Annotated in this window: 30 protein-coding genes and 2 pseudogenes; 13 read left to right on the forward strand and 19 right to left on the reverse strand. The window is 36.9% G+C overall.

The features are described 5' to 3' along the window. Positions 1-8 precede the first annotated feature (8 nt). Positions 9-830, reverse strand: coding sequence for a class I SAM-dependent methyltransferase (locus BDR01S_RS10175; RefSeq protein WP_066253826.1), 822 nt, complete (start codon positions 828-830; stop codon positions 9-11). Position 831: 1 nt separating this feature from the next. Further along, positions 832-1,263, reverse strand: coding sequence for a MarR family winged helix-turn-helix transcriptional regulator (locus BDR01S_RS10180; RefSeq protein WP_066253823.1), 432 nt, complete (start codon positions 1,261-1,263; stop codon positions 832-834). Between the two features lie 228 nt (positions 1,264-1,491). On the opposite strand from BDR01S_RS10180, the gene acpP reads away from it, so the two are divergent. Then, entirely contained in the window at positions 1,492-1,722 is a 231-nt protein-coding gene (gene acpP, locus BDR01S_RS10185) for an acyl carrier protein (RefSeq protein WP_066253820.1), read from the forward strand. A 234-nt stretch (positions 1,723-1,956) separates the two neighbouring features. Here acpP and htpG read toward each other — a convergent pair whose 3' ends face one another. Then, positions 1,957-3,837, reverse strand: coding sequence for a molecular chaperone HtpG (gene htpG, locus BDR01S_RS10190; RefSeq protein WP_066253818.1), 1,881 nt, complete (start codon positions 3,835-3,837; stop codon positions 1,957-1,959). A 288-nt stretch (positions 3,838-4,125) separates the two neighbouring features. Between htpG and BDR01S_RS10195 the strand changes: the two genes are divergently transcribed. Beyond that, positions 4,126-4,311 carry a hypothetical protein gene (locus BDR01S_RS10195; protein ID WP_066253812.1) on the forward strand — a complete coding sequence of 62 codons (186 nt, stop codon included), beginning with the start codon at positions 4,126-4,128 and terminating at the stop codon, positions 4,309-4,311. A gap of 96 nt (positions 4,312-4,407) precedes the next feature. On the opposite strand, the gene BDR01S_RS10200 is transcribed toward BDR01S_RS10195, so the two are convergent. The 5 genes from BDR01S_RS10200 to BDR01S_RS10220 all read right to left on the reverse strand — a co-directional run bounded on the left by BDR01S_RS10200 (position 4,408) and on the right by BDR01S_RS10220 (position 9,914). Continuing rightward, positions 4,408-4,839 (reverse strand): GtrA family protein, encoded by a 432-nt coding sequence (locus tag BDR01S_RS10200; protein ID WP_066253809.1) that lies wholly within the window; start codon positions 4,837-4,839, stop codon positions 4,408-4,410. 9 nt (positions 4,840-4,848) lie between these two features. Next, positions 4,849-5,841, reverse strand: coding sequence for a glycosyltransferase family 2 protein (locus BDR01S_RS10205; protein ID WP_066253808.1), 993 nt, complete (start codon positions 5,839-5,841; stop codon positions 4,849-4,851). Positions 5,842-5,863: 22 nt separating this feature from the next. Then, entirely contained in the window at positions 5,864-7,552 is a 1,689-nt protein-coding gene (locus BDR01S_RS10210) for a DUF6044 family protein (protein WP_066253804.1), read from the reverse strand. A gap of 392 nt (positions 7,553-7,944) precedes the next feature. Continuing rightward, entirely contained in the window at positions 7,945-8,187 is a 243-nt protein-coding gene (locus BDR01S_RS10215) for a hypothetical protein (RefSeq protein WP_066253802.1), read from the reverse strand. Positions 8,188-8,393: 206 nt separating this feature from the next. Continuing rightward, entirely contained in the window at positions 8,394-9,914 is a 1,521-nt protein-coding gene (locus BDR01S_RS10220) for an amino acid permease (protein WP_082797380.1), read from the reverse strand. Positions 9,915-10,166: 252 nt separating this feature from the next. Between BDR01S_RS10220 and BDR01S_RS10225 the strand changes: the two genes are divergently transcribed. The 3 genes from BDR01S_RS10225 (at position 10,167) to BDR01S_RS10235 (ending at position 12,778) form a co-directional block, all read left to right on the forward strand. Continuing rightward, entirely contained in the window at positions 10,167-11,021 is an 855-nt protein-coding gene (locus tag BDR01S_RS10225; RefSeq protein WP_066259946.1) for an MBL fold metallo-hydrolase, read from the forward strand. A 119-nt stretch (positions 11,022-11,140) separates the two neighbouring features. After that, positions 11,141-11,821, forward strand: a complete 681-nt coding sequence (locus tag BDR01S_RS10230) for a YhcN/YlaJ family sporulation lipoprotein (RefSeq protein ID WP_218007869.1) — start codon at positions 11,141-11,143, stop codon at positions 11,819-11,821. A gap of 138 nt (positions 11,822-11,959) precedes the next feature. Next, positions 11,960-12,778, forward strand: a complete 819-nt coding sequence (locus tag BDR01S_RS10235) for a GDSL-type esterase/lipase family protein (protein ID WP_066253797.1) — start codon at positions 11,960-11,962, stop codon at positions 12,776-12,778. 197 nt (positions 12,779-12,975) lie between these two features. Here BDR01S_RS10235 and BDR01S_RS10240 read toward each other — a convergent pair whose 3' ends face one another. Continuing rightward, positions 12,976-13,794: a histidinol-phosphatase gene (locus BDR01S_RS10240; RefSeq protein WP_066259943.1), complete on the reverse strand. Its 819-nt coding sequence runs from the start codon at positions 13,792-13,794 to the stop codon at positions 12,976-12,978. Positions 13,795-13,908: 114 nt separating this feature from the next. Further along, positions 13,909-14,472, reverse strand: a complete 564-nt coding sequence (locus tag BDR01S_RS10245; RefSeq protein WP_066253794.1) for a DUF2062 domain-containing protein — start codon at positions 14,470-14,472, stop codon at positions 13,909-13,911. A 184-nt stretch (positions 14,473-14,656) separates the two neighbouring features. On the opposite strand from BDR01S_RS10245, the gene BDR01S_RS10250 reads away from it, so the two are divergent. Further along, positions 14,657-15,919, forward strand: a complete 1,263-nt coding sequence (locus BDR01S_RS10250; protein ID WP_066253791.1) for an MFS transporter — start codon at positions 14,657-14,659, stop codon at positions 15,917-15,919. Between the two features lie 66 nt (positions 15,920-15,985). On the opposite strand, the gene BDR01S_RS10255 is transcribed toward BDR01S_RS10250, so the two are convergent. After that, positions 15,986-16,498 carry a hypothetical protein gene (locus tag BDR01S_RS10255; protein WP_066253788.1) on the reverse strand — a complete coding sequence of 171 codons (513 nt, stop codon included), beginning with the start codon at positions 16,496-16,498 and terminating at the stop codon, positions 15,986-15,988. Positions 16,499-16,903: 405 nt separating this feature from the next. Here BDR01S_RS10255 and BDR01S_RS10260 point away from each other — a divergent pair, with 405 nt between their 5' ends. From BDR01S_RS10260 to BDR01S_RS10270, 3 genes are all read left to right on the forward strand, one after another. Then, positions 16,904-17,641: a metallophosphoesterase family protein gene (locus BDR01S_RS10260; protein ID WP_066253785.1), complete on the forward strand. Its 738-nt coding sequence runs from the start codon at positions 16,904-16,906 to the stop codon at positions 17,639-17,641. Positions 17,642-17,824: 183 nt separating this feature from the next. After that, on the forward strand, positions 17,825-18,142 hold the full coding sequence (locus BDR01S_RS10265) for a hypothetical protein (RefSeq protein ID WP_066253783.1): 318 nt from the start codon (positions 17,825-17,827) through the stop codon (positions 18,140-18,142). A gap of 25 nt (positions 18,143-18,167) precedes the next feature. Beyond that, complete coding sequence (locus tag BDR01S_RS10270) at positions 18,168-18,389, forward strand: hypothetical protein (RefSeq protein WP_066253780.1); 222 nt, start codon at positions 18,168-18,170, stop codon at positions 18,387-18,389. 146 nt (positions 18,390-18,535) lie between these two features. Here BDR01S_RS10270 and BDR01S_RS24870 read toward each other — a convergent pair. The 3 genes and pseudogenes from BDR01S_RS24870 to BDR01S_RS10280 form a co-directional block, all read right to left on the reverse strand. Then, positions 18,536-18,759 (reverse strand): annotated as a pseudogene (locus tag BDR01S_RS24870) (EamA family transporter); the annotation flags it as partial. 149 nt (positions 18,760-18,908) lie between these two features. After that, positions 18,909-20,183, reverse strand: a complete 1,275-nt coding sequence (locus BDR01S_RS10275) for an RNA-guided endonuclease InsQ/TnpB family protein (RefSeq protein WP_066253777.1) — start codon at positions 20,181-20,183, stop codon at positions 18,909-18,911. A gap of 136 nt (positions 20,184-20,319) precedes the next feature. Then, positions 20,320-20,651: pseudogene (locus BDR01S_RS10280) on the reverse strand (EamA family transporter); the annotation flags it as partial. Between the two features lie 222 nt (positions 20,652-20,873). Between BDR01S_RS10280 and BDR01S_RS10285 the strand changes: the two are divergent. Then, positions 20,874-21,092 (forward strand): hypothetical protein, encoded by a 219-nt coding sequence (locus BDR01S_RS10285; RefSeq protein ID WP_066253775.1) that lies wholly within the window; start codon positions 20,874-20,876, stop codon positions 21,090-21,092. Positions 21,093-21,250: 158 nt separating this feature from the next. Here BDR01S_RS10285 and BDR01S_RS25320 read toward each other — a convergent pair whose 3' ends face one another. Beyond that, positions 21,251-21,466, reverse strand: coding sequence for a hypothetical protein (locus tag BDR01S_RS25320; protein WP_066253773.1), 216 nt, complete (start codon positions 21,464-21,466; stop codon positions 21,251-21,253). A gap of 313 nt (positions 21,467-21,779) precedes the next feature. Here BDR01S_RS25320 and BDR01S_RS10295 point away from each other — a divergent pair, with 313 nt between their 5' ends. Then, positions 21,780-22,100 carry a BC1872 family protein gene (locus BDR01S_RS10295; protein ID WP_066253770.1) on the forward strand — a complete coding sequence of 107 codons (321 nt, stop codon included), beginning with the start codon at positions 21,780-21,782 and terminating at the stop codon, positions 22,098-22,100. A gap of 73 nt (positions 22,101-22,173) precedes the next feature. Here the strand turns inward: BDR01S_RS10295 and BDR01S_RS10300 are convergent, their stop codons facing one another. After that, on the reverse strand, positions 22,174-22,563 hold the full coding sequence (locus BDR01S_RS10300; RefSeq protein ID WP_066253767.1) for a YybH family protein: 390 nt from the start codon (positions 22,561-22,563) through the stop codon (positions 22,174-22,176). Positions 22,564-22,736: 173 nt separating this feature from the next. Here BDR01S_RS10300 and BDR01S_RS10305 point away from each other — a divergent pair, with 173 nt between their 5' ends. Then, complete coding sequence (locus BDR01S_RS10305; protein WP_066253763.1) at positions 22,737-22,934, forward strand: hypothetical protein; 198 nt, start codon at positions 22,737-22,739, stop codon at positions 22,932-22,934. A gap of 118 nt (positions 22,935-23,052) precedes the next feature. Further along, entirely contained in the window at positions 23,053-23,250 is a 198-nt protein-coding gene (locus tag BDR01S_RS10310; RefSeq protein ID WP_066253759.1) for a hypothetical protein, read from the forward strand. Between the two features lie 33 nt (positions 23,251-23,283). On the opposite strand, the gene BDR01S_RS10315 is transcribed toward BDR01S_RS10310, so the two are convergent. The 3 genes from BDR01S_RS10315 to BDR01S_RS10325 all read right to left on the reverse strand — a co-directional run bounded on the left by BDR01S_RS10315 (position 23,284) and on the right by BDR01S_RS10325 (position 26,230). Next, entirely contained in the window at positions 23,284-23,652 is a 369-nt protein-coding gene (locus BDR01S_RS10315; RefSeq protein ID WP_066253757.1) for a hypothetical protein, read from the reverse strand. An 80-nt stretch (positions 23,653-23,732) separates the two neighbouring features. Then, complete coding sequence (locus BDR01S_RS10320) at positions 23,733-25,094, reverse strand: MATE family efflux transporter (RefSeq protein ID WP_066253754.1); 1,362 nt, start codon at positions 25,092-25,094, stop codon at positions 23,733-23,735. A gap of 305 nt (positions 25,095-25,399) precedes the next feature. Then, a complete protein-coding gene (locus tag BDR01S_RS10325; protein ID WP_066253752.1) occupies positions 25,400-26,230 on the reverse strand; it encodes a hypothetical protein in 831 nt (276 codons plus the stop codon). Positions 26,231-26,327 lie beyond the last annotated feature (97 nt).

Genomic DNA, 26,327 nt, shown 5'->3' on the forward strand with positions numbered 1-26,327 from the left:
TGTCCATCCTAACATATTTTTTCAAAACGCAAATGAACAAACTTCATCAGCTTAAATAAATCAACAACCTTCATCATTAGCTGAGTTCCACTTTCCCACAACTTATTTGTGGGCATTCCTTTAAAATATGGTTCACTGGAAAGTACCTTGATTCTTGTCGACCAGCCTTCAAGAACTTTGGGATTGTTGACGTAGAAATACATTTTCGCGCCTTTGTTCCCCGTTTTTTCCACCGTACGATTGGAAGTCTTTAACATTAATTTGGATTCCGCATCGAAGAAAAGCTCTCCTCCTGGAAAGCGAAGCGCCATCTCCTGAAATACTTCTCTTAGCTGATTCTCCTGAAAATAGTAGAAAACACCGGCAGAAATAAAAAGAATGCCATCTCCCTCATTAAAGATCACGTCATCAAACCAAGAAACATCAAAGAATGATTTGGCAATACTGAAGTTCCTAGGTGAGTCCGGAATAAGGCTTTGCCGGAAAGCAATCGCATCAGGTAGATCCAGGTTGTACCAGTTTAGTGTGCCATTATCCACCCTTGAAAAACTCGTATCTAGTCCAGCACCGATGTTTACAATTGTGGCCCGAGGGTGTTTTTCTATAAACGCTCGTATAGTATCATCGATCTTTCGTGCTCGAACGATATAGCTAATCCCGCCGTATTCACCAAATGTCTTAGCTATTTCCGTAAAATCAAAATCACAACCTTTAATGATCTCGATCGCTTCATTGTCATTCAGTATTTCCGGATTCTTCTCACTTGCAGTTGCGCGTCCCCAAAGAGGAATTAACATGGTGCCTTGAACGGATTGTAAATTTAATGACATCTTAGCTTTCCTCCATTTTTTTTAGTAGATAGTTCACTTTATGCAAAGCATAGCGAAGATCGAGTTGCTCTTCATGATTTAATTTTGTTAGGTCATTGATGAAATTCTGATAAATTTTCGTCCATTTTTCTTGTTGAGAAAATTTGCCTTGCTCTGTTAATTCAATTACAAACGACCTCTTATCTACCCTATTTTGACTTTTAGTAATATAACCTTGATCCATTAATCGCTTAATCAAGTCGGTCATTTGCTGCTTGGGTACATTTAAGGCTTCGCTTATTTGCTTGATTGTCAGAGGTTGCTGATTCATAAACAAAAATTCTAAGATTTGATTCTGCAGGTGCGTTAAGCAACTAGATTTTTGATTAAGCCGTTGAAAATTTTTAAACAAATTAGGGATTAACTCGATATATTCCTTACTAATTTCAGACATAGTGTTTGCTCAACTCCTAATATAGTAATAAATTATATACCAAATTCCCTAAAATTCAAGCTGATTATTGGATTTAGTAAATAAATTATATACTATATTTAAATTTACTTATTTTTATAAAAACAAAATCTCTGGGTATGTTCGCAGAGAATTGGCAATACTTTTATGTTTTACGTTCCAAAATAGGTTGTTATAATGGTGGGTATGAAATATTAGGAGGATGTTACAATGACTACATTTGAAAAGTTAAAGCCTATTATTGCAGACCAACTAGGTGTCAAAATGGACCATATCAAACCTGAAGCATCATTCAAAGATGACTTTGAAGCTGATTCACTTGATATGGTGAACCTGACGATGGAAATAGAAGATGAATTTGCGATCGAAATTAGTGAAAAAGTTGCAGAGACTCTTCAAACCGTCGCTGATGTTGTAAACTTTATTGAAAATTCTCGTTAATTAATAAAGTGTATCTCCCCTTAAAATTAAAATGAAGCAAAATGGCATTGCAGTAGATGAAATGTTGCGCTTACCATTCGGAAATATGTTCAACTTTAAAGACCAGGATGGTAATGATTATTTAATTAGAGAGGATAAATAAGGATACATATTCAGATTTCACGCATTAATGAAAGAAGAGTTATTTTGAATTAATATCAAAATAACTCTTCTTTTTTTATCTCATCAAAAAAGTTACACCATTATTTTACAGATATCATTTGTAAATTCTACAGGATCCTGGATTGGTAATCCTTCAATTAATAGTGCTTGATTGTATAGTAACTTGGTGTATAGATCCAATTTACCTTTATCATTTTCAAAAGCCTCTTTTAGTGTTTGGAAAACCTCGTGATTATTATTGATTTCTAAAACCTTATCCGCTTTTACATTTTGGTTATTCGGCATCATCGCAAGAATTTTTTCCATTTCAATCGATATTTCCCCTTCAGTTGCCAAGCAAACCGGGTGGGATTTTAATCGTTTTGAAATCCTAACATCCTTTACTTTATCCGCTAAAATATTTTTCATAAAGTCAAAAAGTTCTTTGTTTTCCTTCTCTGTTGTTTCGGATTCGTCTTTAGTGTCTTCTCCTTCGATTCCTAAATCGCCGCTTGAGATGGATTTGAATTCTTTTTCTTTGTAGTTCATTAACATTTTGATCGCGAACTCATCGATATCCTCTGTGAAATAAAGAATTTCGTAGCCCTTTTCAGAGACGAATTCTGCCTGAGGCAATTTTTCAATACGATCAATCGATTCACCTGAAGCGTAATAAATATATTTTTGGTCTTCAGGCATTCCAGACACATATTCATCTAGGGTAACCAGTTTCTTCTCTTTAGATGAATAGAACATGATTAAATCTTGTAATAATTCTTTATTTGCCCCGAAGTCATTATAAACTCCGTACTTTAACTGACGACCAAACGATTGATAAAATTCTTCATACTTTTCTCGTTCTTTCCTTTGAAGGCTCAGTAATTCGCTTTTGATATTCTTATTAATATTTTTCGCGATCAGCTTCAATTGGCGATCATGCTGAAGCATTTCTCTTGAAATGTTAAGCGATAAATCTTCAGAATCGACCATCCCTTTTACGAAACTGAAATGGTCCGGAAGCAGGTCAGCACATTTTTCCATAATCAGAACTCCATTGGAATAGAGTTCTAAGCCCTTTTCAAATTCTTTCGAATAGAAATCAAACGGCGTTTTTTCAGGGATATATAGGATTGCATTATATCTAATCGACCCTTCAACGCTGATATGAATATGTTTAATTGGTTTGTCAAAACCGTATCGTTTTTCGCTATAGAAGTTCTCATAATCGGCATCGGTTAGTTCGCTCTTATTCTTTTTCCATATCGGAACCATGCTATTGATGATCTGTTCTTCTTGATAATCCTCGTATTCGGACTCACTGCCTTCTTTCAGCCTATTGCTAGTGACATCCATTTTGATAGGATAACGAATGAAATCCGAGTATTTCTTAATAATCGACTTCAAGCGATATTCTTGTAAATACTCATCATAATTTTCATCTTCGGTATTCTCTTTAATTTTTAAAATAACTTCAGTGCCAACTGAATCTTTTTCTACCGGCTCAATCGTATACCCATCAGCACCTGTCGATTCCCATTTATAGGCTTCATCACTGCCTAATGCTTTACTAATCACAGTTACCACGTCAGCTACCATGAATGCAGCATAAAAACCTACCCCGAACTGACCGATAATGTCATAGCCATCTTTAATCTCATTTTCCTTTTTAAATGCCAGGGACCCACTTTTGGCAATCGTCCCAAGGTTATTTTCCAATTCTTCTTTCGTCATTCCGATTCCAGTGTCCAGAATCTTCAATGATCTGTTTGCTTGGTCTGGGATCAATTTAATGAAATAGTTGTCTTTGTTGAAACTTAAAGCATCGTCCGTTAACGCTTTATAATAAATTTTATCAATGGCATCGCTGGCATTCGAAAGTAACTCTCTTAAAAATACCTCTTTGTGTGTATAAATGGAGTTAATCATCATTTCTAGCAATCGTTTAGATTCTGCTTTAAACTGTTTCTTCGACATGAAAAATCCCCTTTCTATCCTTAATATGTAAGAACTGATTTAGATTGTCTAAATCGTAAATCAGCAATTCTTAGCACTCTAACCACAAGAGTGCTAATCCATATATTTAAATATCATATTCTTAGTCATCCTGTCAATATGTAGACGGATTTCAGCCTCGAAAACAATCGTTGGAAAAATAAAAACCTTACCTCTTCTCTAGTGTTAGATTAAATTTTTACACAACTGTCATATTCGTAACAATATTGACATATATTTTATCAATCGCATAGGAAGGAGGGTGAACCAATGGATAATCGAATTTTCTTATTTCTTGCTACGATATTATCTGGTTTTGCACTTATTAGAGTTCCTTTAGCTGATTCATTTCTTGAAAGCGTTTCCCCAGTCACTGATATTATCGGCATACTAACTATTCTCATCTTCTCACTCGTGTTAATTTATAAAGGAGTAAAAAGTTTGTTCACAAAGTAAATACAATATGAAAAGCACTCTTTTAGAGTGCTTTTCTCTTTTGAATAGTGGTATAGATGGAGTGTTTGGAATTTAAAATTCCCCTATTTTTCTTATTTATTTTGAATCAGCGCTATCTAGGGCTGAATGCTTTTTTGAAAACACAAACCGCTTTTGCCCAAAATAGTTTAACAGCGTGTATAAACAGGTACCTATCAGGACGGAGATATCGGTTTTAACAACTGGACTGAAGAACTCATAATTCTTTAGAATCCAATCAACAAAGCTTCTTCCAATTTCATAAGAAATGAAATAGCAGCTTAAGATCACAACAATAAAGCGGACAGCACTCTTTGAAACTGAATCTTTACTTTTAAATGTAAAATTTCTATTCAACAGAAAACTGACACATGCCCCTATCGAATTGCCTAAGAAAGTAGCTATCCAATAGGATTGTCCAAGAGCATGTAAAAGGAGATACATGACCGATAACCCAACGACAGTATTAACAACTCCTACCATAATAAATCGAACGAATGAATATCTCATAACCGACTCCTACTTTAACACTGCTTCACTCTGTTGCTTTACTTCTAATAAATTTGTGTACAAATCTTTTTCAACAGCATATCTTGGCCGTCTTTTAACCTCATGATAGATTTTACCGATATACTCCCCAATTATACCGATACCCAACATTTGTAACCCCCCAACAAACCAAATGGAAATAATTAAAGAAGTCCATCCGGATTCGGTGTGACCTAATAAGTCTTGGGTTAACGCATAGCCTCCTGCTATGGCACTTATTAACACAGCCAAAAATCCAATAAATGTGACAAATCGAATAGGGGCGACACTAAAGGATGTCATTCCATCAAATGCGAAAGCAAGCATTTTCTTAAGTGGGTATTTGGACTCTCCGGCAAACCTCTCTTTTCTGTCATAGTAGACCTTTGTAGATTTAAAACCTACAAGTGGTACAAGCCCACGAAGAAATAAGTTAGTTTCTTTATATTTTAATAGCTCATCTAAAGCACGTTTACTCATCAGGCGAAAATCTGCATGGTTTGGGACAAGCTTAATCCCGATTCTTTCCATGATGCGATAAAATCCTAAAGCAGTTGTTCGCTTAAAATAAGTATCCGTCTCTCGGCTATCCCTAACACCATAGACAATATCCTGTCCTTCCCAGAACTTTTCAATAAATTGATGGATCACCGTTATGTCATCCTGCAAATCTGCATCGATTGAAATGACACAATCTGAATGTTTAGCGGCTATTTCTAATCCGGCTAGGAGTGCATTTTGATGTCCAACATTTCTAGCAAGCTTCAATCCTCTTATATTTGGATTTCTTTCAATCTCCACTTCAATTAATTCCCAGGTCCGATCCCTACTGCCATCGTCCACAAAGAGGACCTTACTGTCTAAAGAAATCAGCAACTCCTCCATTAATTCACTTAAAACAGAAGATAATTGTGCCGACGTTTCAGCTAATACTTCCTCTTCATTAAAACAAGGGACCACAATCGTTAATAACGGTTTATTCATATGGAATCACTCCTTTACAACATTATTTGACTTGGTAAAGGTAAATTTTCCAAGCAGAATCTCTATGCTCAAAGGTTTTTTTGAATACAAGCCCATTTTCGTCTGCATTTAAGATAGGGACTGCTGAGATGATATATTGTCCGCCCATCTTTTTAAGTACATTTGTATTAATTTCTAAATGGTCAAGCTTTACCTTTGAATCTTTTTTGAAATCATATTTTTTCCCTAATTTTGCGACAAAAAGATAACATCTGCCGCCCCATTTATCGAAGTATTCCTTCAATGCAGGACTTTTATCTAATTCTTTCGAAATAATTTTTCGAAACTCTTGTTTATAAGCTAAGGGATAGAAATTATTATACGTATCAAGTGTATAAAAACCATTGTATTGGGCAATTGCCGGATGGAGTCCGATACTTGCCACCCTGTAACTACTTTGGGGTTTACCGATATATTTTTCAATTTCATGAAATTGGCTTGTCGCATAGAATTGCTTTACAGAGGGCTTTCCGGCTACTCTGTAGACAATTTCATCATTTGCTGCAAACAAGACTAAAATTTGAAGAATGAGACATATTTTAACAAATTTCCGCCAGTTCTTTCCTAACCTCCAAAGTAAATAGGAACCAACTGCAAAGATGAGATAAATGATTAACGGTCTCAGGAAATGAAATCTTGCAAAGTTGAATGTATTTAGGAGAGAAACACGCTCCTTTAGCGGCTCCCAACCTTTATAAAACCAAAAAGCATACCAAACTGATAAAACGATATTAAACATGAAAAGATAAAGATAGCGCTTTTCTAACCAGTCTCTCTTTCTATTTTTCAACATCCATAAAACCAGAAAAGAAAGAGGGACAATTACAAAGGTGTGAAGTGTTAATACATGTGTATGTCCTAAAAAATAGTTTTTAAAAACTAACCGGATGGTGTGCCAAAAGCTAAGTTTTGAACTAACAAATTCATTTCTGCTGGTTGGTGCATCTGGAAACACTAACGAGTAAACTAGGCGATACTCAATCAGTAAATAAATACCTGTCATTAGTGCGATACTGAAAAAGAAGCACCAATTGCTTTTTCTTTTCACAAAAAAATCTCTTAGCCACAATAACCCCATGAAACATAAAAAAAAGAAAAATCCTAACACAAAACTCGAATAGAAAGGTAACAATATAAGAGTGAGCCATTCTTTCCAGGTATGACTACCCTCTCTTATATTCAAAAATGCCCATAAGGCGAGTGGCATTCCCAGCGTACTTAGCATACCTGACGGCCAAAAAGGGGTAAGGGCAAAAGCCACCGATACCCATACACGGATAAGGTACGCTTCATCATCTCTTACAAAATGTTTCTTAAGGAGGATATACATACCTAGAAAGGCAAACACTCTGGTAATTGCTTGACTTACAGAATACGCGAGCATGGATGGAAACAAGTTATGTAACCACTCGATCCCGCTGAACTCAGTTCCAAAAGCATTTCGCGGCAGACCATTAATAATTTGCGGGAGTGTACTGTTAATCCCGCCAAATAATTGACCGCTATTTTTCAACACTTTGTACCAGGCAATGTTAGAATCTAAATTATCATGAACCCTTATATGTGCGTTTTCCCCTAAAATAAATAAGGGCGAAACGTATACGATCAATAGAAGTGTTGCAAAGTATAAATTCTTTTTCTCTTGATTAGCGTTTTTCCAAAAATTAAACATTTTTTCACCGCATTATATAAATTTCTTTATAAACTACTTTCTACATTAATCTATTTTCTACACAACTATTTATAAACACATTGTGGATTTCTTTTTGATTACTCCTTTACTCTATATTTTTCTAAAAATGCAAAATCTCTTAACAAACAGTTTCAATATAATGAGTACAGGTAAAGTATAGCGTAACAACCTAAAAATAGTATGAATGAAATATTAAAAATTAGTTAAAAAATCCATTTTGTACTCTTTTTATGAAAGTGTTCATTTTTGAGGAAAATTCTCAAGTATATCCTATGGAAAAGTGTCGGATCTCGAATTGTCTAATGAATTCCATAATTGCCTTAACCATTGTTTCAACAACAAAAAAAATCGTGAATAATAAGAATTCACGATTACGCGTACTTTATGCCAGCAAGCTTAATATTATTTTTATCGTGTGACCCACAAGGTGTGACCACATAAGTCATTTCACAGCTTGGGCAGTTCATAATAACTGTTTCTAATGTAAAGGTCTCTCCGCATTCACAACGAATCACGTGTGCAACTGTAGGAGCGATATGATCTTTCCCTTTACTTTTCACATGATCAACCAATTCTTTCCCATCTTTTATATCCGGATTACAACCACAGCTCATTGAATACCCCTCCAGAAATATCATCATCTAAATAAAGAATAGCATAAAAACATATCCATCCATGTCTCTAAAAGTAAACATATTATGAACGAAATTGTTATAACCCCTTCATTTACCGTAGATGCTTATTTTTTATTTCTCAGCTGCTTATAAAAAGGAAAGGCGATGCTTCTCCAATTGAAGCATCGCATCCCGGACATTTCCTATCATCCATCGTAACGTTCTCTTTTTCTCTCTTCTTCTTCAAACATTTCGTCATTGTCCTTGATTGGATTGCGTTTGAGCACATCCTGTGATTGGTTTGATTGGTTATTTTTGTCCAGTTCCTCTGAGAATTCAGTCAAAAAACTCGGTTGATTTTTCATCATAGGATTTCCTTTTCTTAATGTATTTTGCACTTTGGTCCTTGAGGTGATTCTCATCACATAATAAATCAACGAATATACCACTACCATTACAATCCCTGCTACCAGCCCTACTCCCTGCCCGGGAATAAACGGCATACACATGAGGACAATAATCATGCTGATTAATGCAGTCCAAGAAGTGTACGGATACCCGCGCATTTGACAAACACCATCGGGAGGACAGCCGTTTCTTTTGCGGAAGCGAATATGACTCGCCATAATCACGGCGTAAGTAAAGATCAATGCGAAGCCGCCAGTCGTGATAAGCACCAAATACACTCTTGGAAACAAAAGGCCAAATCCGAGTCCAACAAGCATCGCAAATCCAGAAAAAAGAATGCCGCGATACGGTACATCCGTTTTATCCCTTAGCACATTTGGCGCATGCCCCTCGTCACTAAGCGACCTAATCATTCTCCCAAGCCCAAACATACAAGCAAGCATAGCGGATAGGATGGCAGATATTAACACAATATTTATCGCTTTCCCTGCCCAGCCAATTCCCCATCTTTCCAAGGAAGCCACCATAGGACTTACGTTTTCGTTAAGAGTTGCTGTAGGAATCAGTGGTAAAAGAACGGCAGCATAAAGGATGTATAATCCAACAAGTGAAAACACTGTGTATCGAATCGCTTTAGGAATCGTATCCCGTGGATTCTCAGCTTCAGAGGCCGCAAGTCCGATGATTTCAAAACCTGCATAGGCAAAAATCACCAGCAGCATACTTCCAGCGATCCCCTTTATCCCACCTGGCATGATCGGCTCAGTTTTTAACTCACCCGCACCGATGGGCGGATTTCCCGGGAGCACGCCAATAATTAATACAATAGCAGTGATGATGAAAAAAATAATTGCGAATATTTTTATTGCTGATAAGCCGCTTGCCAGCTTGCCAATTTTATCAGCACCTAATAGGTTAAGGAGTGTAACACCGATAATAATCGCACTTCCCAATAACCCAATGGATACATTCGGAAACCACTCACGGATTAGAATGGAGATAGCTGTCGCTTCACTCGACATGGACAAAACGGTTCCTGTCCAATAAAGCCAACCCACAACAAATCCCGTTCCCTCACCAAGTTCTCGAGCAGCAAAAGTACTAAAGGATCCTGTGGTTGGACTAGCGACGGTCATTTCAGATAAGGCATAAAGAATTAAATATACTAATCCACCTGCCAAAATGTAGGATATTAAAATGGATGGCCCTGCTGCATGTATTGCGACGGATGAACCTAGGAAAAAGGACCCTCCAATTACACTTCCTAAGGCCATCATGGTTAACTGCCATGCGGAAAGCCCTTTCCGTATTTTCTCCATTTATATAGTTCTCCCATATCAGTTATTTTGTAATATGACATTACTCGTATTATTCACTCGTCACTTCAAAATGATTCTGACAAGAACAAAAGTACTCACCTCATTTGATGATATTATTTTTTTTAAACACTAAATCATGCTATTCTGTACTAAACTATTCAGTAATATTGGTTGAGCAGAAAATCAGGGGGAGTATTATTGAAGATCTATACGAATTTGGATAATATCACAAGCTACAAAACGTTTAAGGATATGAGGAAATGGCAGAAGGAACGCAGAAAGAAAGTGAAAGATTTAACCGTAAACATTGAACAGTGTCCTTCTAAAATGGTCCGAGAACTAAATGAAAACAGAAGTAAGACTTCCTATACATGGGTTGGTCATTCCACCTTTTTCATTCAAATGAAAGGGATCAATATCCTAACTGACCCTGTTTGGGCCAAGCGGATGGGACTAGAAAAAAGGTTAACGGAACCTGGCCTCTCGTTAGCAGAATTGCCCGAAATTGATGTGGTTGTGATTTCGCACGGCCATTACGATCACTTGGATTTCCCAACTCTTAAAAAATTACCAGGGAATCCGCAATTCTTTGTTCCCGCTGGTATGAAGTCCCTTTTTAACAAAAAGGGCTATCAAAAGGTAATTGAAATGAATTGGTGGGAAAGTGCTGAATACGGGGGAATTACCTTTCACTTTGTCCCTGCTCAGCATTGGACAAGAAGGTCGCTAAAAGATATAAATACCTCACATTGGGGTGGCTGGATTTTTCAAACCCCTGAAGAAACATTGTATTTTGTCGGGGATACCGGCTATTTTAGCGGCTTTAAACAAATTGCCGAACGTTTCACGATTGATACGGTGTTTATGCCCATTGGCGCCTTTGAGCCAGAATGGTTTATGGCACCGGCCCATATTTCACCGGAAAACAGTGTGAAAGCCTTCAGTGAATTAAAAGCAAGATATTTTGTTCCGATGCATTATGGCACATACCGATTAGCTGATGATACAGGACCAGAAGCGTTGGAACGATTAATTCATGAATGGGGAAAGCAGCAACTTCCTAAAGAACAATTAAAAGTACTGCTACTTGGAGAAACGGTATTTTAGTCCCCCTACATCCATTCAAAATTTACCTGTTCGTTTCTTCGAATACATTCTCTTAAAAAGGTGACGATATATTTGTAAGACTTTTTAAGGGAGTGATTATATTGGTGAAAAAAAGCTTGATGACCTTTGTAATAGCAACAAGCCTTTTTGGATTAACCGGCTGTACAGGGAATAAAAACAATGTGGCCACTGACAATAATGCAGGCAATATGGGTGTCAACAATGTTAGAAACAATACCATTAATGATATGAATGTCAGGAATGTTTCTAACCAAAATTTACGTGTTTCTGCCCGTGCCATTCGGAACGTGGAAAGCTTAAAAGACGTAGACCAAGCAAATGTTATCATTCGAAATAATGATGCCTATGTGGCCGTCCGATTAGTGGGTACTCAAAATGGAACTCGCGCCGGTGGCAGTACAACGGGAACGGGTCCAAATATGAATGCCACTTACGGGAATGGCTATAACTCCGGCACCACAGGGACCAATGGATCTACCAACCTGAATGCTAATACAGGTAATCCCTACAACGCTAACATTACTGGAACCACTGGAACAAGTACGAATGCACGTATTAATCGTGCCAATGATCTTAATGCACGCGGCACCACTTCACTGGACCGAAAAATCAAAAATCAAGTTCGTGCAGCTGACCGCAGTATTGATAACGTATATATTTCTTACGATACCAATACTTTCGGTCGAATGACCAACTATTCAAATGATATTCGTACTGGAACAAACCGAGATGGCCTATGGAACGATTTTACGAATTCTGTTAATAGGATGTTTAGATAAGAAAGCAGCTGCCGGATAATTTTCCGGCAGCCTTTTTATGTATAGACCTCTTCTCACTTCAAAGTCTGGAAATCACTTCCTACTTATTTCATTCCTTGAATATTCTTGTTATAATAGAATATTCAAGGAGTGGATAATATGAAATTAGTTAAATATCTGTCCGTTTTCGTATTGCTCATTGGCCTTGGTGTTTCTGCATGGTTTTTTTATCCACAGTACCAAATTCACCAGATGAAAAAACACGCGGTTGCAGTAAGCAAGAGCGATGACCAAATCTCTTATCTAAAATATTATCGAACCTCTAAAACATCTCCGCTTCACCATTTGGCGCTCGGGGATTCAATCATACGTGGTGCAGGTGCAGGGAAGAATGAAAATTTTATCAGTCTGTTTTCTAGTAAATTGGCAGAACAAACCGATAAAAGGATAGAATTTAAAAATCAAGGAATTAACGGAATTACGAGCGGTGAACTAAACAACCTGGTTCAAAATGGTCGATTTGATAAATTGATCAAGGATGCCGATATTATCACAATTAATGTAGGCGGCAATGACATCCTTCGAATGGCAAACGGACAAAACTTTCGTACAGTATTTCAAAGTTATGACCAATTACAAACCACGTTCTCGAACAATTTGTCAGACATTACGGCGAAAATTACTTCGCTAAATCCCAAAGCTACGATTGTATTCTTAGAATTGTACAATCCATTACCACCCGATGAACAGATGTATTCATTGGCGGATAAAATGCTGCCGAAATGGAATCTTAATATCTATGAAGTTGCTAATAAAGTCCCGGGGTCGATGGTCATCGAAACGACGAAGGTTATTAACGGGGATCATCTGCAGAACCTTTCACCTGATGGCATCCATCCCAATTTGGCTGGTTATACTGCCATCTCCGAGCAGATGATGTATCAATTTAAACATCAATTAAGAAAAAGTTCGGTATAAAACCGAAGGGAGATTCATTTCCTTCGGTTTTTTCTACTTTTCTACTTATTTTTATTTTTGGTAAAAACGCGTTTAAAGGTCAAAAGTGAAATCTTTACTGGCATAAGCAATTAAGCACCCTCCACGATTCAATTATGGCTAATTGTATGTGGACGGGTGTTTTTTGTATCAAGAATACTACATAAAGCGTAATTATGCTAAATCCTTAAATTCATTCTTTCTTTGTTTTTAAAATAAACCATTTCCTTAAATCCGATTTCCTTCAGTCGCTGCTGAACCAATTCAAACTCGTCCCCTACTCGATGCGGATCATGGGCATCTGATCCAAAGGTTACTTTCACACCATAATGCAGGGCCATTTCTAAAATTTCATCCGAAGGATACCAGCCGCCGACGTCTTTGGTTTTTCCAGATGTGTTGATTTCAATCGCGATATCATTTTCACCAATGACCCTTAATGTATTTTCAACCGCTGCTGTTTGAATCGATGAAAAAGCTGGATAAAATCCTTTCATGGCATCAATATGACCGAGGATTTGAAACATCCCGCTTCGCGCGGATTGTTCAATAAGTAAATAGTAATTTTCCTTCGTGCTAATTTTTTCTTGCTCCGTTAGCCCGTTCCAACGTTTTTTATTAAAGATACTCACTCCATCGACATTGTGAACAGAACCAATAATATAATCAAAAGGATAAGGCTCAAAACAGGAGCGATAAATCTCTACCTGCTCCGGGAAAAAATCGGACTCCACGCCGAGAAGAACTTCGATTTTCCCGCTATAGGTTTCTTTCAGTTCCAGCACTTCATTGATGTATTCTGGAAACATACTTTTTGCCATGGCGATCTTCGGATGGAGCTGATCCAAGTCACTACCAAAGTATGGAGAATGATCAGCAATACCAATTACACTTAGACCTCGTTCAATCGCCGCTTCAATATAATCACGAATTCTTCCTCGTGCATGTCCACAACGATCATGATGTGTATGTAAATCAAATTTGGGATTCGAATTCATCATGTTCAAAAATTTTCACCTCCCCTATTAATATGTACAATTATCCTAAAAAAAAGAAAACACCTTCCTCAAGTTCAAATGAACTTTATGAAGACGTTTTCTTTCCGTGGTCAATTATATATAGTTCTGTTTTACTGATTTGAGAGGCAGCTCATGTTTATTGCGTCGTCTTTTTAGTCTTTTCGCTTTTTCTTTTTCATAAAAATGGTAGACAATAAAGTAAGAGCATGTGCCTAGAATCATCCCGAAAATGGTCATTCCTATTAAAGTATGGAACCCTCCATGGAGGACACTGACTAAACTATGAAAATCACCGTGAATTAACTTTTGAAAAGAAAATGACGATTTGTGCCCAAAATTGACTTTCATTGGAAAAATCAATTTCCCAAGTGTTTTGGCAAACGGTAATAAAATAACTGGAAGCAAGGTTAATTTTCCGATGACATTCCCAATAATCGATGCAGGTAAGGAACCTTTCGCTAATCGAACAATCGGAACAAATAATATATAAATAAGTGAACCAGTTGAAAGAACTAACATTTCCAACCCTAGTCCAAGCGCAAATCCTAATGATACTTTTCTAGCTCCACCAGGAGACCGAAGAAGTTTAGTAATATTAAACTTAAAAGCACGTCCAAATCGTTGAAAAAAATTATACTTTTTTGGTTTTATGCTCATACAGGTGTCTCCTTACTACAATTTATAAGTTTATTATACTATTTATAAGCCGAAACTACTATTCTAAAGAGGGAAAAAAATTTCCCAATATTTTTGTAAGGCTGACTCTCCAGTATCTCTAAAGTCCATTATTTATTTTTATATAGTATAATAAGAAAATTATATCAAACAGGAGTAGAGATCATTGGAAAAACAAACAAGCAAGTATCGATGGGTCGTTTTTGTATCGATATTATTTACTTACTTATTAATTGTAAGTCAAAGAACAGCACCGGGATTAATATCCGATCAATTGATGAAGGATTTCAACATTTCAGCCGCTACCATTGGATTACTAACAAGTATTCAATTTTTTGCTTATGCTGGATTACAAATTCCCATTGGGATTTTATCGGATCGGTTTGGTCCTAATTTTTTTCTAGTAATCGGTGCACTTCTTAATGGTATAGGTACATTATTTTATAGTTTAGCCTCGAATGAAGTGGTATTTCTTTTCGCAAGATTATTGGTAGGTATCGGTGATGCGGCCATTTGGGTAAATTTAGTACTGATCTTAAGTCAATGGTTTAAAGTGAGAGAATTTATCGGATTACTCGGCATAGCTGGGATGGCCGGCAGTTTAGGATTTTTGCTCGCGACTGTACCTTTTTCCGCATGGATTACTGTATCAGGCTGGAGAGTTCCCTTTTTTACAACAGGTGTTATGTTAATTCTCACTAGCGTCCTCCTTTATTTTGTACTTGTAAAAAAACCGAAATCTTTTGTTTGGAACCAAACTCACACGAAGAAACCGAAAAAGCCTCGTGAAAAAACGGTGGTTATGTTGCGTCGTATTTTTTCCAGCCGTCAAGCTTGGGCTGCTTTCTTTTGCCACTTTGGAACGGTCGGGACCTATGTCGGCTTTATTGGTTCATGGGCGGTCCCCTATGGAATGCATGTGTATGGATTATCTCGATCAGATTCAAGTCAGCTTATTATGGTCGGTCTTGTGGGGGCAATGATTGGCGCTCCATTAACCAGCTGGATCTCAAGCCGCATCGACTCCATCAAGCGTCCATACATTATGGTTCACATCTTTGTATTTTTAAGCTGGGCCTCCTTCCTTCTAATGAATGGAAAGCCGCCAATCTATTTTCTACTGATTATCTTCTTTATAACCGGTTATGGTAATGGAGCGAGTGCCTTAACCTTTGCCATTGTTAGAAAATCCTTTGATATCAAAGAAGTCGGAGTTGTTTCCGGCTTTGCGAATATGGGTGGTTTTTTAAGTGCAGTCCTATTGCCAAGTATTTTTGGGAAAGTGTTAGACCACTTCCATTCCTCAGCAAGTAGTGTTGGCTATCATTATGGTTTTATCATTCCGGTCCTTTTCTCCTTACTCGGGTTATTAGGCGGGACGATTATTGTCGAGAAAAGTAAGAAAGCTGTGCAAGAACAGGCAATTTAGGATTTTGTTATAAATTAACAAAAAAACTAGGAGACTCAGGTGCAGCCCTCCTAGTTTTTTATAATTTTATTCGATTTTGTAATCCATTACCCATTCAGTGTTTGGCAAATAGTTAATAAAAAACCGTCTCCCATCCATATTCTTTTCTATGGGGTAGTGTGGATTTGGAGCAATGCTCAGGCGTTTATTATTGATTATGACGGTAATCAGCCCACCGATTTCACCTTTTGCAGGTTGCTCATAAACAATTTTTGAAGGAATCCCTTCTATCTTCGTGTAATTTTTTTTTATGTAAGCGGGTGAGTCTGCCCAATAGCTTGAGGCGCTGAATAATGCCAGAGCTCCAAGCCCTAAAATTCCTAGGCGAGAAACCCTTGTGACGGATGATCCGATATATGGTAATTCTTGTACCCTGTTGAATCCCTTCCAGTCGTTATTGACTTTTAAACTCAACAAAATAAACGACAAACCAGCACCAGTTAGCCCAATTGCGCAGAATGGAAAGTTATTTGTATAAACGCCAAGTGGGACTAATAATAAGAAGGTAATACCAAGTCCTAATATAAATGGTGCTTTCATATATTACTCTCCTTTTCAGATATACTTTCCCTTATATTATGTGTAATTCAATCCAAAATTAGTTCACTCGAAAGCTCCATTTTAGATAAAATTTCCACCATATGTTAAAATAATCATATAAAAATACACAAGGATCGTGTTCACTTGCATAACGAAAATTAAAATTATTTAGTTAGAAGGGTTCGGCTTGATCAAATTTGCTGGTGACGACAATAGATCAGTTATACTGGCCCCGGACCATTCGGGATACAGGTATAGTAATTACTTTGCCGTTCCACCGAATCTGCGCTGGATCCTTAAAGTTGGGATGAGAAGGACAGCGAAGACTCAATAGGTTCCGCGTAATAAATATTTGCATGTAATTGATGACAAATAGTTAAACTATGAGAAAAACGGAGAATTAAAATGAACGAGAAAATAGCAATCATAACTGATATTCATGGTAATTACTCTGCCTTAAAGGCTGTTTTAGACGATATTGAAGGTGATCAAGAAATAAAGCATACCTATTGTTTAGGGGATTTGGTCGGTATTGGCTATGAAACGAACAAGGTTCTTCAGCTACTAAGTTCACGTGCTGAAATTTCCTTTGTGATGGGAAACCACGATGAAGCTATTTTGGATATTATTGCGGGTAGAGAGCCTTATAGCAGGGGTAGTGAAAAGATACATCATCAATGGATTGCATCCCATCTTGACAGGAAATTTCTACCCTTCTTGAAAGAGATTCCCGTCACTTTAGAATCGGTATACAATAATAAAAAGCTGTATTTTGTCCATTACCATCTAAGTGAACAAAATGATTTTAGCCCACTAGATAAAGAACCATCTGAAAAGAAGCTTGATGAACATTACCGAACATCTTCTGCTGACATCGTTTGTTTTGGCCACCATCATGTAATTCACCACTTTAAGTCCAAGGAGCGACTCTATCTCAACCCGAGTTCTTTAGGTTGCAATTATAAGCCCTTGGCACCCTACGCAGTTGTGATGATTGGTGAACAAGGAGATATTTCTGTTTCATTTAAAGAAGTGCCCTATAACAATAAAGCATTCTTGTTAGGTTTTAAAAGTCAGAATGTCCCTGACGCTGATTATATTTTGAAAATTTTTTATGGGGATCAACATTTGAAGTATATGTAGGTAAGGAAGACTTCTCCTTATAAATGAGCTGAGTAAAATGTCCATCGGTCATGTTCCGATGGACAAAACGATGAATTCACCATTTTTTCAAAAGTTTCTTAAATAGGTACAAAGACTAAGGAAAATAGATGGATTTACTTTCCTCATTCATCTCGTAAAATACTTAGAAGGAGGTTGTGAAAAATGTTCAAACGAGTAATCATCCTTTTGGTGCTCTCATCAGTTTTAATTACATTAGTATTAGTTAAAGATCATGCTTCCGCTCCTGTTAACCATACGATAACGAAAAGCAATGGTTCCAATAATTACACTAAGGTAGAATACAAGATTAGCAAAATAAAAGGAAATCAATATTATGGAAAAGGTCAGGACGGGACAGATATTATTTTTTCAGCAAAGAACATCCTTTCAAGTGACAAAATAAGGGTTCATGATGTGGTCATCTGCTATTTTGAAAAAGATAATTTAGGTAAGGGCTTAGTGAAAGTTGAAAAGAAATAATTTTTAACAGAAAGGAAAAAAAGTTTTGAAAGAATTTACTATTTGCTATACGTTTGATAACGATATAATAACCGAAAAAATGACAAAAGATTTAGATGTAAAACAAGAAGATGTCGAACAAGAAGTACTTGAAATGATGGATCATAACAAATATTTTATTGTGAAAAATGACCAAGGGAATTATATCGTCAATTCATATCTAGTTCGTTTTGTACAGATTATTAATGAAAGAATATTAGTTAAGTAAGATAGGAGAATTAGTTTCAATAACTCCCCTCCTATTTTACTTTTTACTTTTCTTTTTCCTTCTCACAAAAAAAGTAAAGCCACCAATGATGGCGGCTTTCCATTCAACTATTCGATTTGTAGTGGGCTCTTCATATATTACTTGATCTATGCAGTTTCTCTTTTTTGAAATGTTACTATGATTACCCCAACAAAAATTAACAGTGCTCCAATAAAAAAATTTGCTCCGATTTTCTCCTTTAAAAATAACCATCCTAAAAAGGTCCCGACCAAAGGTTGAAAAAAGAAAAAGAGTGAACCTATTCCCGCATCCATTAACTCCAAACCTTTATTCCATAGAAAAAAGCTCCAGCAGTAGATACTATTCCTAAATTTGACTTCTCCCCATGGATAAATCCAGGGGATTCTTTTTTAAACCTTCATCAAAGACGCCTTTCAGCCGGGACTTCCAGGTCTTACTACTTCTCCAGTTCATTGCGACATGGAGTAAAAAATACATATCGCAGCCCAATCATAGGCTCTACGCCACTGCCCTTTTAGACTTATTGTGCGAGACAATAGGTGCTAAAAGGACTCGGCGATACTTTGTATCTTCTATTTTCGGTAGTTCCCTATTTTTCGTTATCTGTTTATTGACAGACTTGTCCAAAATATTCATGGCACCTACTACATCCCGGTGTCCTTCCGCGCCGCACTGACAGTCGAAGTTTCGATTCCTTTGCTTGCGGAATTCACCACATGACGGGCACGTGCCGGAAGTATAGGACTCTTCCTCCAGTTGGACTTTAACTCCTCGTAGTTTTAGTTTGTATTTTATTTTTTCGATTAATTGCCCAAAACTCCAATTAGACAATTGTTGACGAATTTCTTTACGGGTTTTCTTTTTCTTTTTCGTATTCTTTTGAACGCCATCTGGTGTTCCGATATAGAGTGTTTTAATTTGGTTTTCCACACACCAATCCGTGACCATTTTCGAAGTCGAATGCAATAGATACTCCATTCTCCGTTCCAGTTTTTCTAAAAAACGGCGTTTACGCAGAATGAGTTTTTTCCTTCTATTTGAACCTGGCTTTTTCCTGCTAATCAGCTGCTGAAATTCTTTCAACCTTTTGTTTCGGTAGCGCTGTAATGAACTAAGCTCTCTTCCTGTTATAATCAAGTGACTTTTTCCGTCGCTTAAAACGGCCGCATGAATGATCCCTAAATCACAGCCCGCTTCCTTTTTACCTTGAACCTGTTGTTGTTTTGGTACTTCCACAGCTAGATGCATCCAGTATTGATTTTTGTGCCAAACGATTTCGGCACTTTTTATGGTATGGAAATCAATGTGCTTTGGTTGAGGAATCACTAAGGGGGATTGTTGTTTTCCATTGCTAAACCTGAGCTTTTTATCGGACCATGTAATCGCGGTCTTTTTATATTTAACGGAAAAGAACTTTTTGTATTTCCAAGGGTAACGCCACTGTTTCTCACCTCTTGCCCGTAGCTCCCTTGTTCTTTTGCAGGTTTCTTCATGTAGCTCAATGATCGATTGAATCGTTTGCGAGTGTAATTTATGGGTGGTGGCATTGTACCATTTCTTTTTTTCAGATGCACTTGTCCAAACCTGATAAGCATCATATAGCCACCAATGAAGATCTAAGCAGTCATTCCACAGATTCGCGGCTTCCTTACGTAAAGTATCGACTAATCTTCTCTCCTCGTCGGTTAAACGGAGCGGAAATTTCCGAATGACAATATCTCCTTTCATTTCTTTTTTCTTCTGTTCTTTCATGTTCTTTTTATGGGGTTCCATTTCTTTTTCCACCTACCTAACGGAACATTTGTTCTATATATTTATTATACTACTAGGGAATCGTAATTGATAGTTAAAAAGAAAAAAATATTGCTTATATCCCCATTTCTGAAAAGGGGGTTTGACGCCACTATTTGATAAAAGCCGGGGTTGCCGAGGTAATTAAGGATCCCGTATGGGCATCTGATAACAATGTCCCGATAAATTGAAAAGCGATCGAGATAAAATAGCCAATGAAACCAATCCAGGCTATAGCAAATCCCTTTTATTGAGTTTCTCTTGTTTCCCACTACGTTTTTGAACGGCTTTTAAAATGGCAAATAAAAAAACAAAAGCAATGATATAGCGCTGCCAAACTAACGTAAATGGCGGAATATAATCAAGGACATACTTACTAACAACATACATCCCGCCCCAGATACTTGAAGCTAAAGATAAAAATAATGCACCCAGTAATGTTTGTTTCATAATTTCTTATCCCATCCTACTGTTATTTCAATACCTATTTTCACCATAATTATATATTAATAGTTAATACCATAGTGACGTTCTTATATAATTTTCCTTGGAGTTAAGGTAATATTCTTTTTCAAAATTTTTTCTATTAGTCATTTGGTCTAAATCTACCTCATATATTTTATATGAGCATTTTTTATGTATCACATCCCCTAAGAAATAGGTGAGACCAAAATGTTTGCTGTTCATTTTATTGAAAAAAATAACGTTTTATTAACTCAACTGTTAAATAAACTGCCAACCGAGGGTGAAGAATTAAAAATTAAAGGCCGAAAAGCGAAGGTATCAAGTGTTAAGAGAGTTGATGAACTAAATGTTCATGTACTTGTTACCATAGAGGTCGTTACTAAAAGTAAGTTTGTTGTCGATAATTCAAAAAAGAAAAAGCGTTAGAAATTGCTTATCCCTTATTTAAGGGATCTTTTTATGCTTAATTCCAGCCTAAATACTGTTGAAATATGTCCATCAAAGCATCTTATGCATAAGCTATTTAGAATTAATTATAAAGTAGGTGAAATGAATGACTCATGGGCATGGTCAACAACCCTCTTTTATGCCTTGGGAACAGTGGCACCAGCACAATCCTCAGGGTAACTGGCAACAATGGCACCAACACCATCCTTATATGCCTTGGCAGCAGTGGCATCAGCACTATCCACATGGTTCTCACCATCAGTGGCAACAACAATTTCCTTGGGTACCTTGGCAACAGTGGCATCACCAACATCCACATGGTACACATCAGCAATGGCAGCAAATGTATCCACATAGACAGGACTAACTTTATCCGGAATCGATGGCGAGGTGAATTATTCACCTCTTTTTTAATTAGAAAGGAAAATGAATATTTACCCATATTTTAACATTTACTACAATTATTTGAATTTTTTACTTATAAATAATAGTAAAGCGTAAAATAAGCTCGGCTCCCCCTTTTGAAATATTTTTTAAAAATTCAAATAAATAGTAGCCGAAATTCAAAATGTGTTATACAATATATTTATTATCAACATTCTGTTACATAACAGAACGAACAAACATGAAAATGAATCTAAAAAAAAGGAAAAAGGGGAATTTACGATGAACAAAACTGATTCGATTGCACGTAGAATACTAGGTTGGAAGTTAAATCGATGGGATCGCTGGTATGATTATGAAAAGGCTACCTTCATCCACGAATCTGATTTTCAGCCCGAGAAAAATCTTGACCATGCCATGCTAATCGTGAACAGATTAAAGGAATTTGGCTATACGTTTACAACCCATGGAGAATCTGAGGCAAGCTTTAATGACGTCCGTGCAACGGGAATAACCCTATCACAAGCCATTACAAATGCTGCCTATACCATCATTGAAAATAACGTGGAAGATAGGTCGACCATCTGGGCACAATTGTGCTAAAACTAATAACAAAAGGAGTTGATTACCTCACGTATGGTAGGTAAGCAACTCCTTATTTTTTTGACTGTGCTATCTATTGATTGATTAATTCTGTACCATATGAGTTATCGATTGCACAATGCCATTGACCTTGTGAATTTTTCTTAAACACATAGGTCGCCTTTCGATCCATCGAATATTCAGAATCCTTTTTATCGGAAGTGAGTAGTGTCTTGGAAAGGACTAACGCCGTATCACCAGCTTCTAGAATTATCATTTCACCCTGTGTTGGTGCAACGCTGTTATTGAAATAGTTGGCTATGGCAATAAATGCTTTCTTGATTTCCCCTTTTCCCCGTGCAATCATCCCTGGCTTTACTACCAAAATGGCTTCATCGGTATAATAATTCATCAGCGTATCAAAATCTTCCTGTTTGATCGCAATATCACACTTCTTAATGATCTCTTTTAATTCGTGGTCCATTCTCAATTCCCTCCCATACTTATATAATCCTTAATTGTTGCTCCCATTATATTCAATTTTAACCAATGGAGAAGAAATTTAGATGATTTTTGGAAAAAATAATGATGGACTATTTTTATAAGCCTGATATAATCCATATAAGAAACAATAATTCATTTTTAAAGGTGGACATTATGGCGAACACTTGTAGATATGTTGTCAACGCACTTGGTAAAGGCGGGGAAACATATTATACGCTTTGCAAAGATAAACAAGAATTACAGAATTGGATTACAACCAATCAAGAAAAATTGATTATGGAAGAATTAAAGGTAACTGATAAAAATCAAACTTTGTTCTCTAAACTATTTAACTTAAAAAAATTATATTAATTTTTCAGACGCCATTCTTAATAGAATGGCGTCATTATTTTTGTAGATTAATAGTCGATCATAACAATTTGGAATTTTTTGTAAATAAAATTATATTTAATATAGGGGGTGCTTGTTTGTGAAGGAATTGAAAGAATATAATAATCAACCGGGTGCCAATAACAACAAAAATGATGTCAGAGTAAATAATAATTTCACTTTGCCCATTAACCTTGGAGATTCCTTAAATTTATTTGCACTGATTGGCAGCATTTGTGTAGTTAAGCGATTGGTAAAAAAACGTAAATCCAAACGTAAAAAAATGCAATGGCCTTAAACCATTACATTTTTTTCTTTTTCCGAGTACTTTTCAATCTTCTAATTCTCTTAATTTCTTTCTTAATTCAATCATTACGGCCCTTGGATTTTCAATTTCAAAAATGACATATTTATATTTTCCGAAATTCTCAAGCTCTATATGGACTAGTGGCACCTTATGTTCAGAAGATAGGAAATACCATTCATTACCAAACTTAAAACTGCCTTCGTAAATATTAAGTGGTGCGATGGCAGTACCGGGCATGCGAAGCATCCACATTGGCGGGTCAAAGTCATCAATATGAACATTTTTAATCGCTTTGTAAGGAATTTTCAATTGCCACTTTAATGCAAAAATGCTTAATATTCCTGTTAACTTCAGTACGAATTCTTCCTCTTTAAAGTGCACTTCCCTTCCCATAAGGGGTCACCTCACTTGCAGATTTGAAACATACCATCATCTATATTTTACCATTGGAAGATTCCGGAAGCCAATCATTTTTAAAAATTCTCTACACTGACAAATTTCCGCTTTTGAATGTAGATGAGTCTGATGGATAGGGCTATTCCGGCTGCGAGCAGGCCGATGGTTAAGCCGATCCAGTATCCTCTTGCACCCAAACTGGTGTAATTGGCAAGCAGATAACCCGATGGAAGACAGATGAGCCAATAGGCGATTAATGACATGATAAAGGCAAGGTTAACATCCTTATACCCTCTTAAGGCGGCTTGTGCTGTCGCCTGAATGGCATCACAAATTTGGAAAAACAGCGCAAAAATTAGAAAATTAGCTGTTAAGTTAATAACGGCCGTTTCATTCGAATAAAAACCAGCGACTTGATAGCGAAAGATAACTACCAATACCCCAGTCACAACGGCAATAAGAATGGCCAGATAAACGCCTAACCAGCTGTATTGCTTTGCATCTTTATAACGCCTTGCCCCCACTTCATAACCGACAAGGACTGTCAGTGCCGTGGAAATACTAATCGGGATCATGTACAGAAACGAAACAATATTTAAGGCAGATTGGTAGGCAGCAATAGTAGTAACGTTAAATTTACTTAATAGAATAGTGACCAACGCAAACATACTCGTTTCAAAGAATGTGGAAAGGCCCATCGGCACACCAATCTTTAATATCTCTTTACATTTATCCCAAGAAAACTCTTTAATATCGGCAAAAATCGGGTACGAAGAGAAAGGTTCTTGTGTTCTGACGATGAAGACCGTCATTAGCATAATGGCCAAATACGTGAATGATGTCGCATATCCTGCCCCTGCACCCCCAAGCTCCGGAAAACCCAATTTTCCAAAGATGAGCACATAGTTCAAAAAGAAATTAGCAGGTAATGATAATAACATGATGATCATGATGACCCTTGTTTTTCCAAGGGCATAAATAAAGGATCTTAACACATTAAAAATAAATAAAGGAAGAATTCCATAGCTGAGTCCAACTAGATAATCAAAGGCAGTATCTTGAACACCTGTCGGGAGTTTCATTTTATCTAGGAGCGGGTCTAACAAAAAGCATCCACAAATGATCACCAATGCTGCAATCATAATGGAAAGATAGATTCCATGCTTCACAATTGATGCCACTTCATTGCTCTTTTTTTCACCAAAGCGTTGGGCGGCAATAGGTGAAACAGCAAGGAGTATCCCGCTGATCCCCGTAAATATCGGACTCCAAATCGACGAGCCAATCGCAACTCCGGCTAATGCAGTGGAATTGAACTTCCCTGACATAATCGTATTAAAAAACACCATTGAAAACATCCCTAGCTGAGTAATTAAGATAGGAATTAACAAGATCAATATTTGCTTTGTTTTTTCCTTTAAGGTAAAGGTTTGATTCATAGATAGGTTCTCCTTGATAAATAAAAATCCGAAACTTCATTATACTCTATATTGGATGAATATTCCTCAATTATATCGGAGAACAGTAAATGTTGTTGACTTAAGATAAAAGACTCGTTTATGCTCCGCTCCGAATTCAAATGGAAATACAAATGGAAATACCTTAACCATTTCATTGAAAAATTATGGTACTGTTGCGAGAAACAATGATTTTCAAAATTATTATCTATTAAGAATGGGAGAGGCACGGTTAGAGGTTTTATTTCCCCTAAATAGAATAAAAATAGGACCTCCATGAGAGCGTCCTATTTCTTTACAATTTTTGACGGGTTATTGATTTTATATAGTACAGGCACATCTACCAAAAATTCTTCGTCCACATCTTTTCCTTTACCAAGCTTCTTAGCAGCCACTTTTCCATCGAATTCCAATGAATCCCCTAACGCCAGCTCAAACTTTTTGAGTGTCTTGCTATGACTACACCAAGCCAGTCCGATTTCAAGTGGATTTTCCTCGTGGACGACCTGTACATTTTCTAAGACAACTACTTCATCATTTTCTTCATTAAATGGATTGTAGACGAGCGCAAACTGTTTGACACTTGCAGTAAAATGGACTTTATCAATCGGAAGTTCGAGTTTTGGTGCCTTCTCCTTTTTAGGTTTCGGTTCCTTTGCTTTTGGTGGCTTAGCTGCTTCCTTTTTGGCAGGTTTTTCGACAGGTTCAGATTTGACCTCAGCAATTATTGGGTCATTTTCATCACTTGTCACAACTTCGGGAGCAGTGGTTTCCTTTTCATCAAAAGTTAACAGGCTTTCTTTTCCAAAGCTCGATTGTTGCATTTCCTTTAAATAGGCCGGGTGGATGCAGGTGAGATTTCCGTCTTGGAATTCAATCACTAGCGTATTAATATCCAACGCGCTCCCGTAAGTTTCATACCCTTTAATGGTCACAAGGCGCTGATAGTTTCGGTCCTTATACCAGAATTCCTTTTTCGCCTCTCGTGCCGAGGATAAACCCCATTCCTTGAGCTTCTCTCTATAATGATCAACATCACGAAACGTTTCATAATCACCTTTTGGCGGAATATATTTCGTCAACTCTGACTGTTCCAATTGCGGACGTTGAATTATCATCCTAACACTTCCTTCTACTATGTATGTGATTTAATTATATTTCAACTTAGACAAATAAAAAAGGGGGAAGAGCTAATCCTCTCCCCCCTCCATTCTC

The organism is Neobacillus drentensis NBRC 102427, assembly GCF_001591445.1.
Lineage (GTDB): Bacteria > Bacillota > Bacilli > Bacillales > Cytobacillaceae > Neobacillus > Neobacillus drentensis.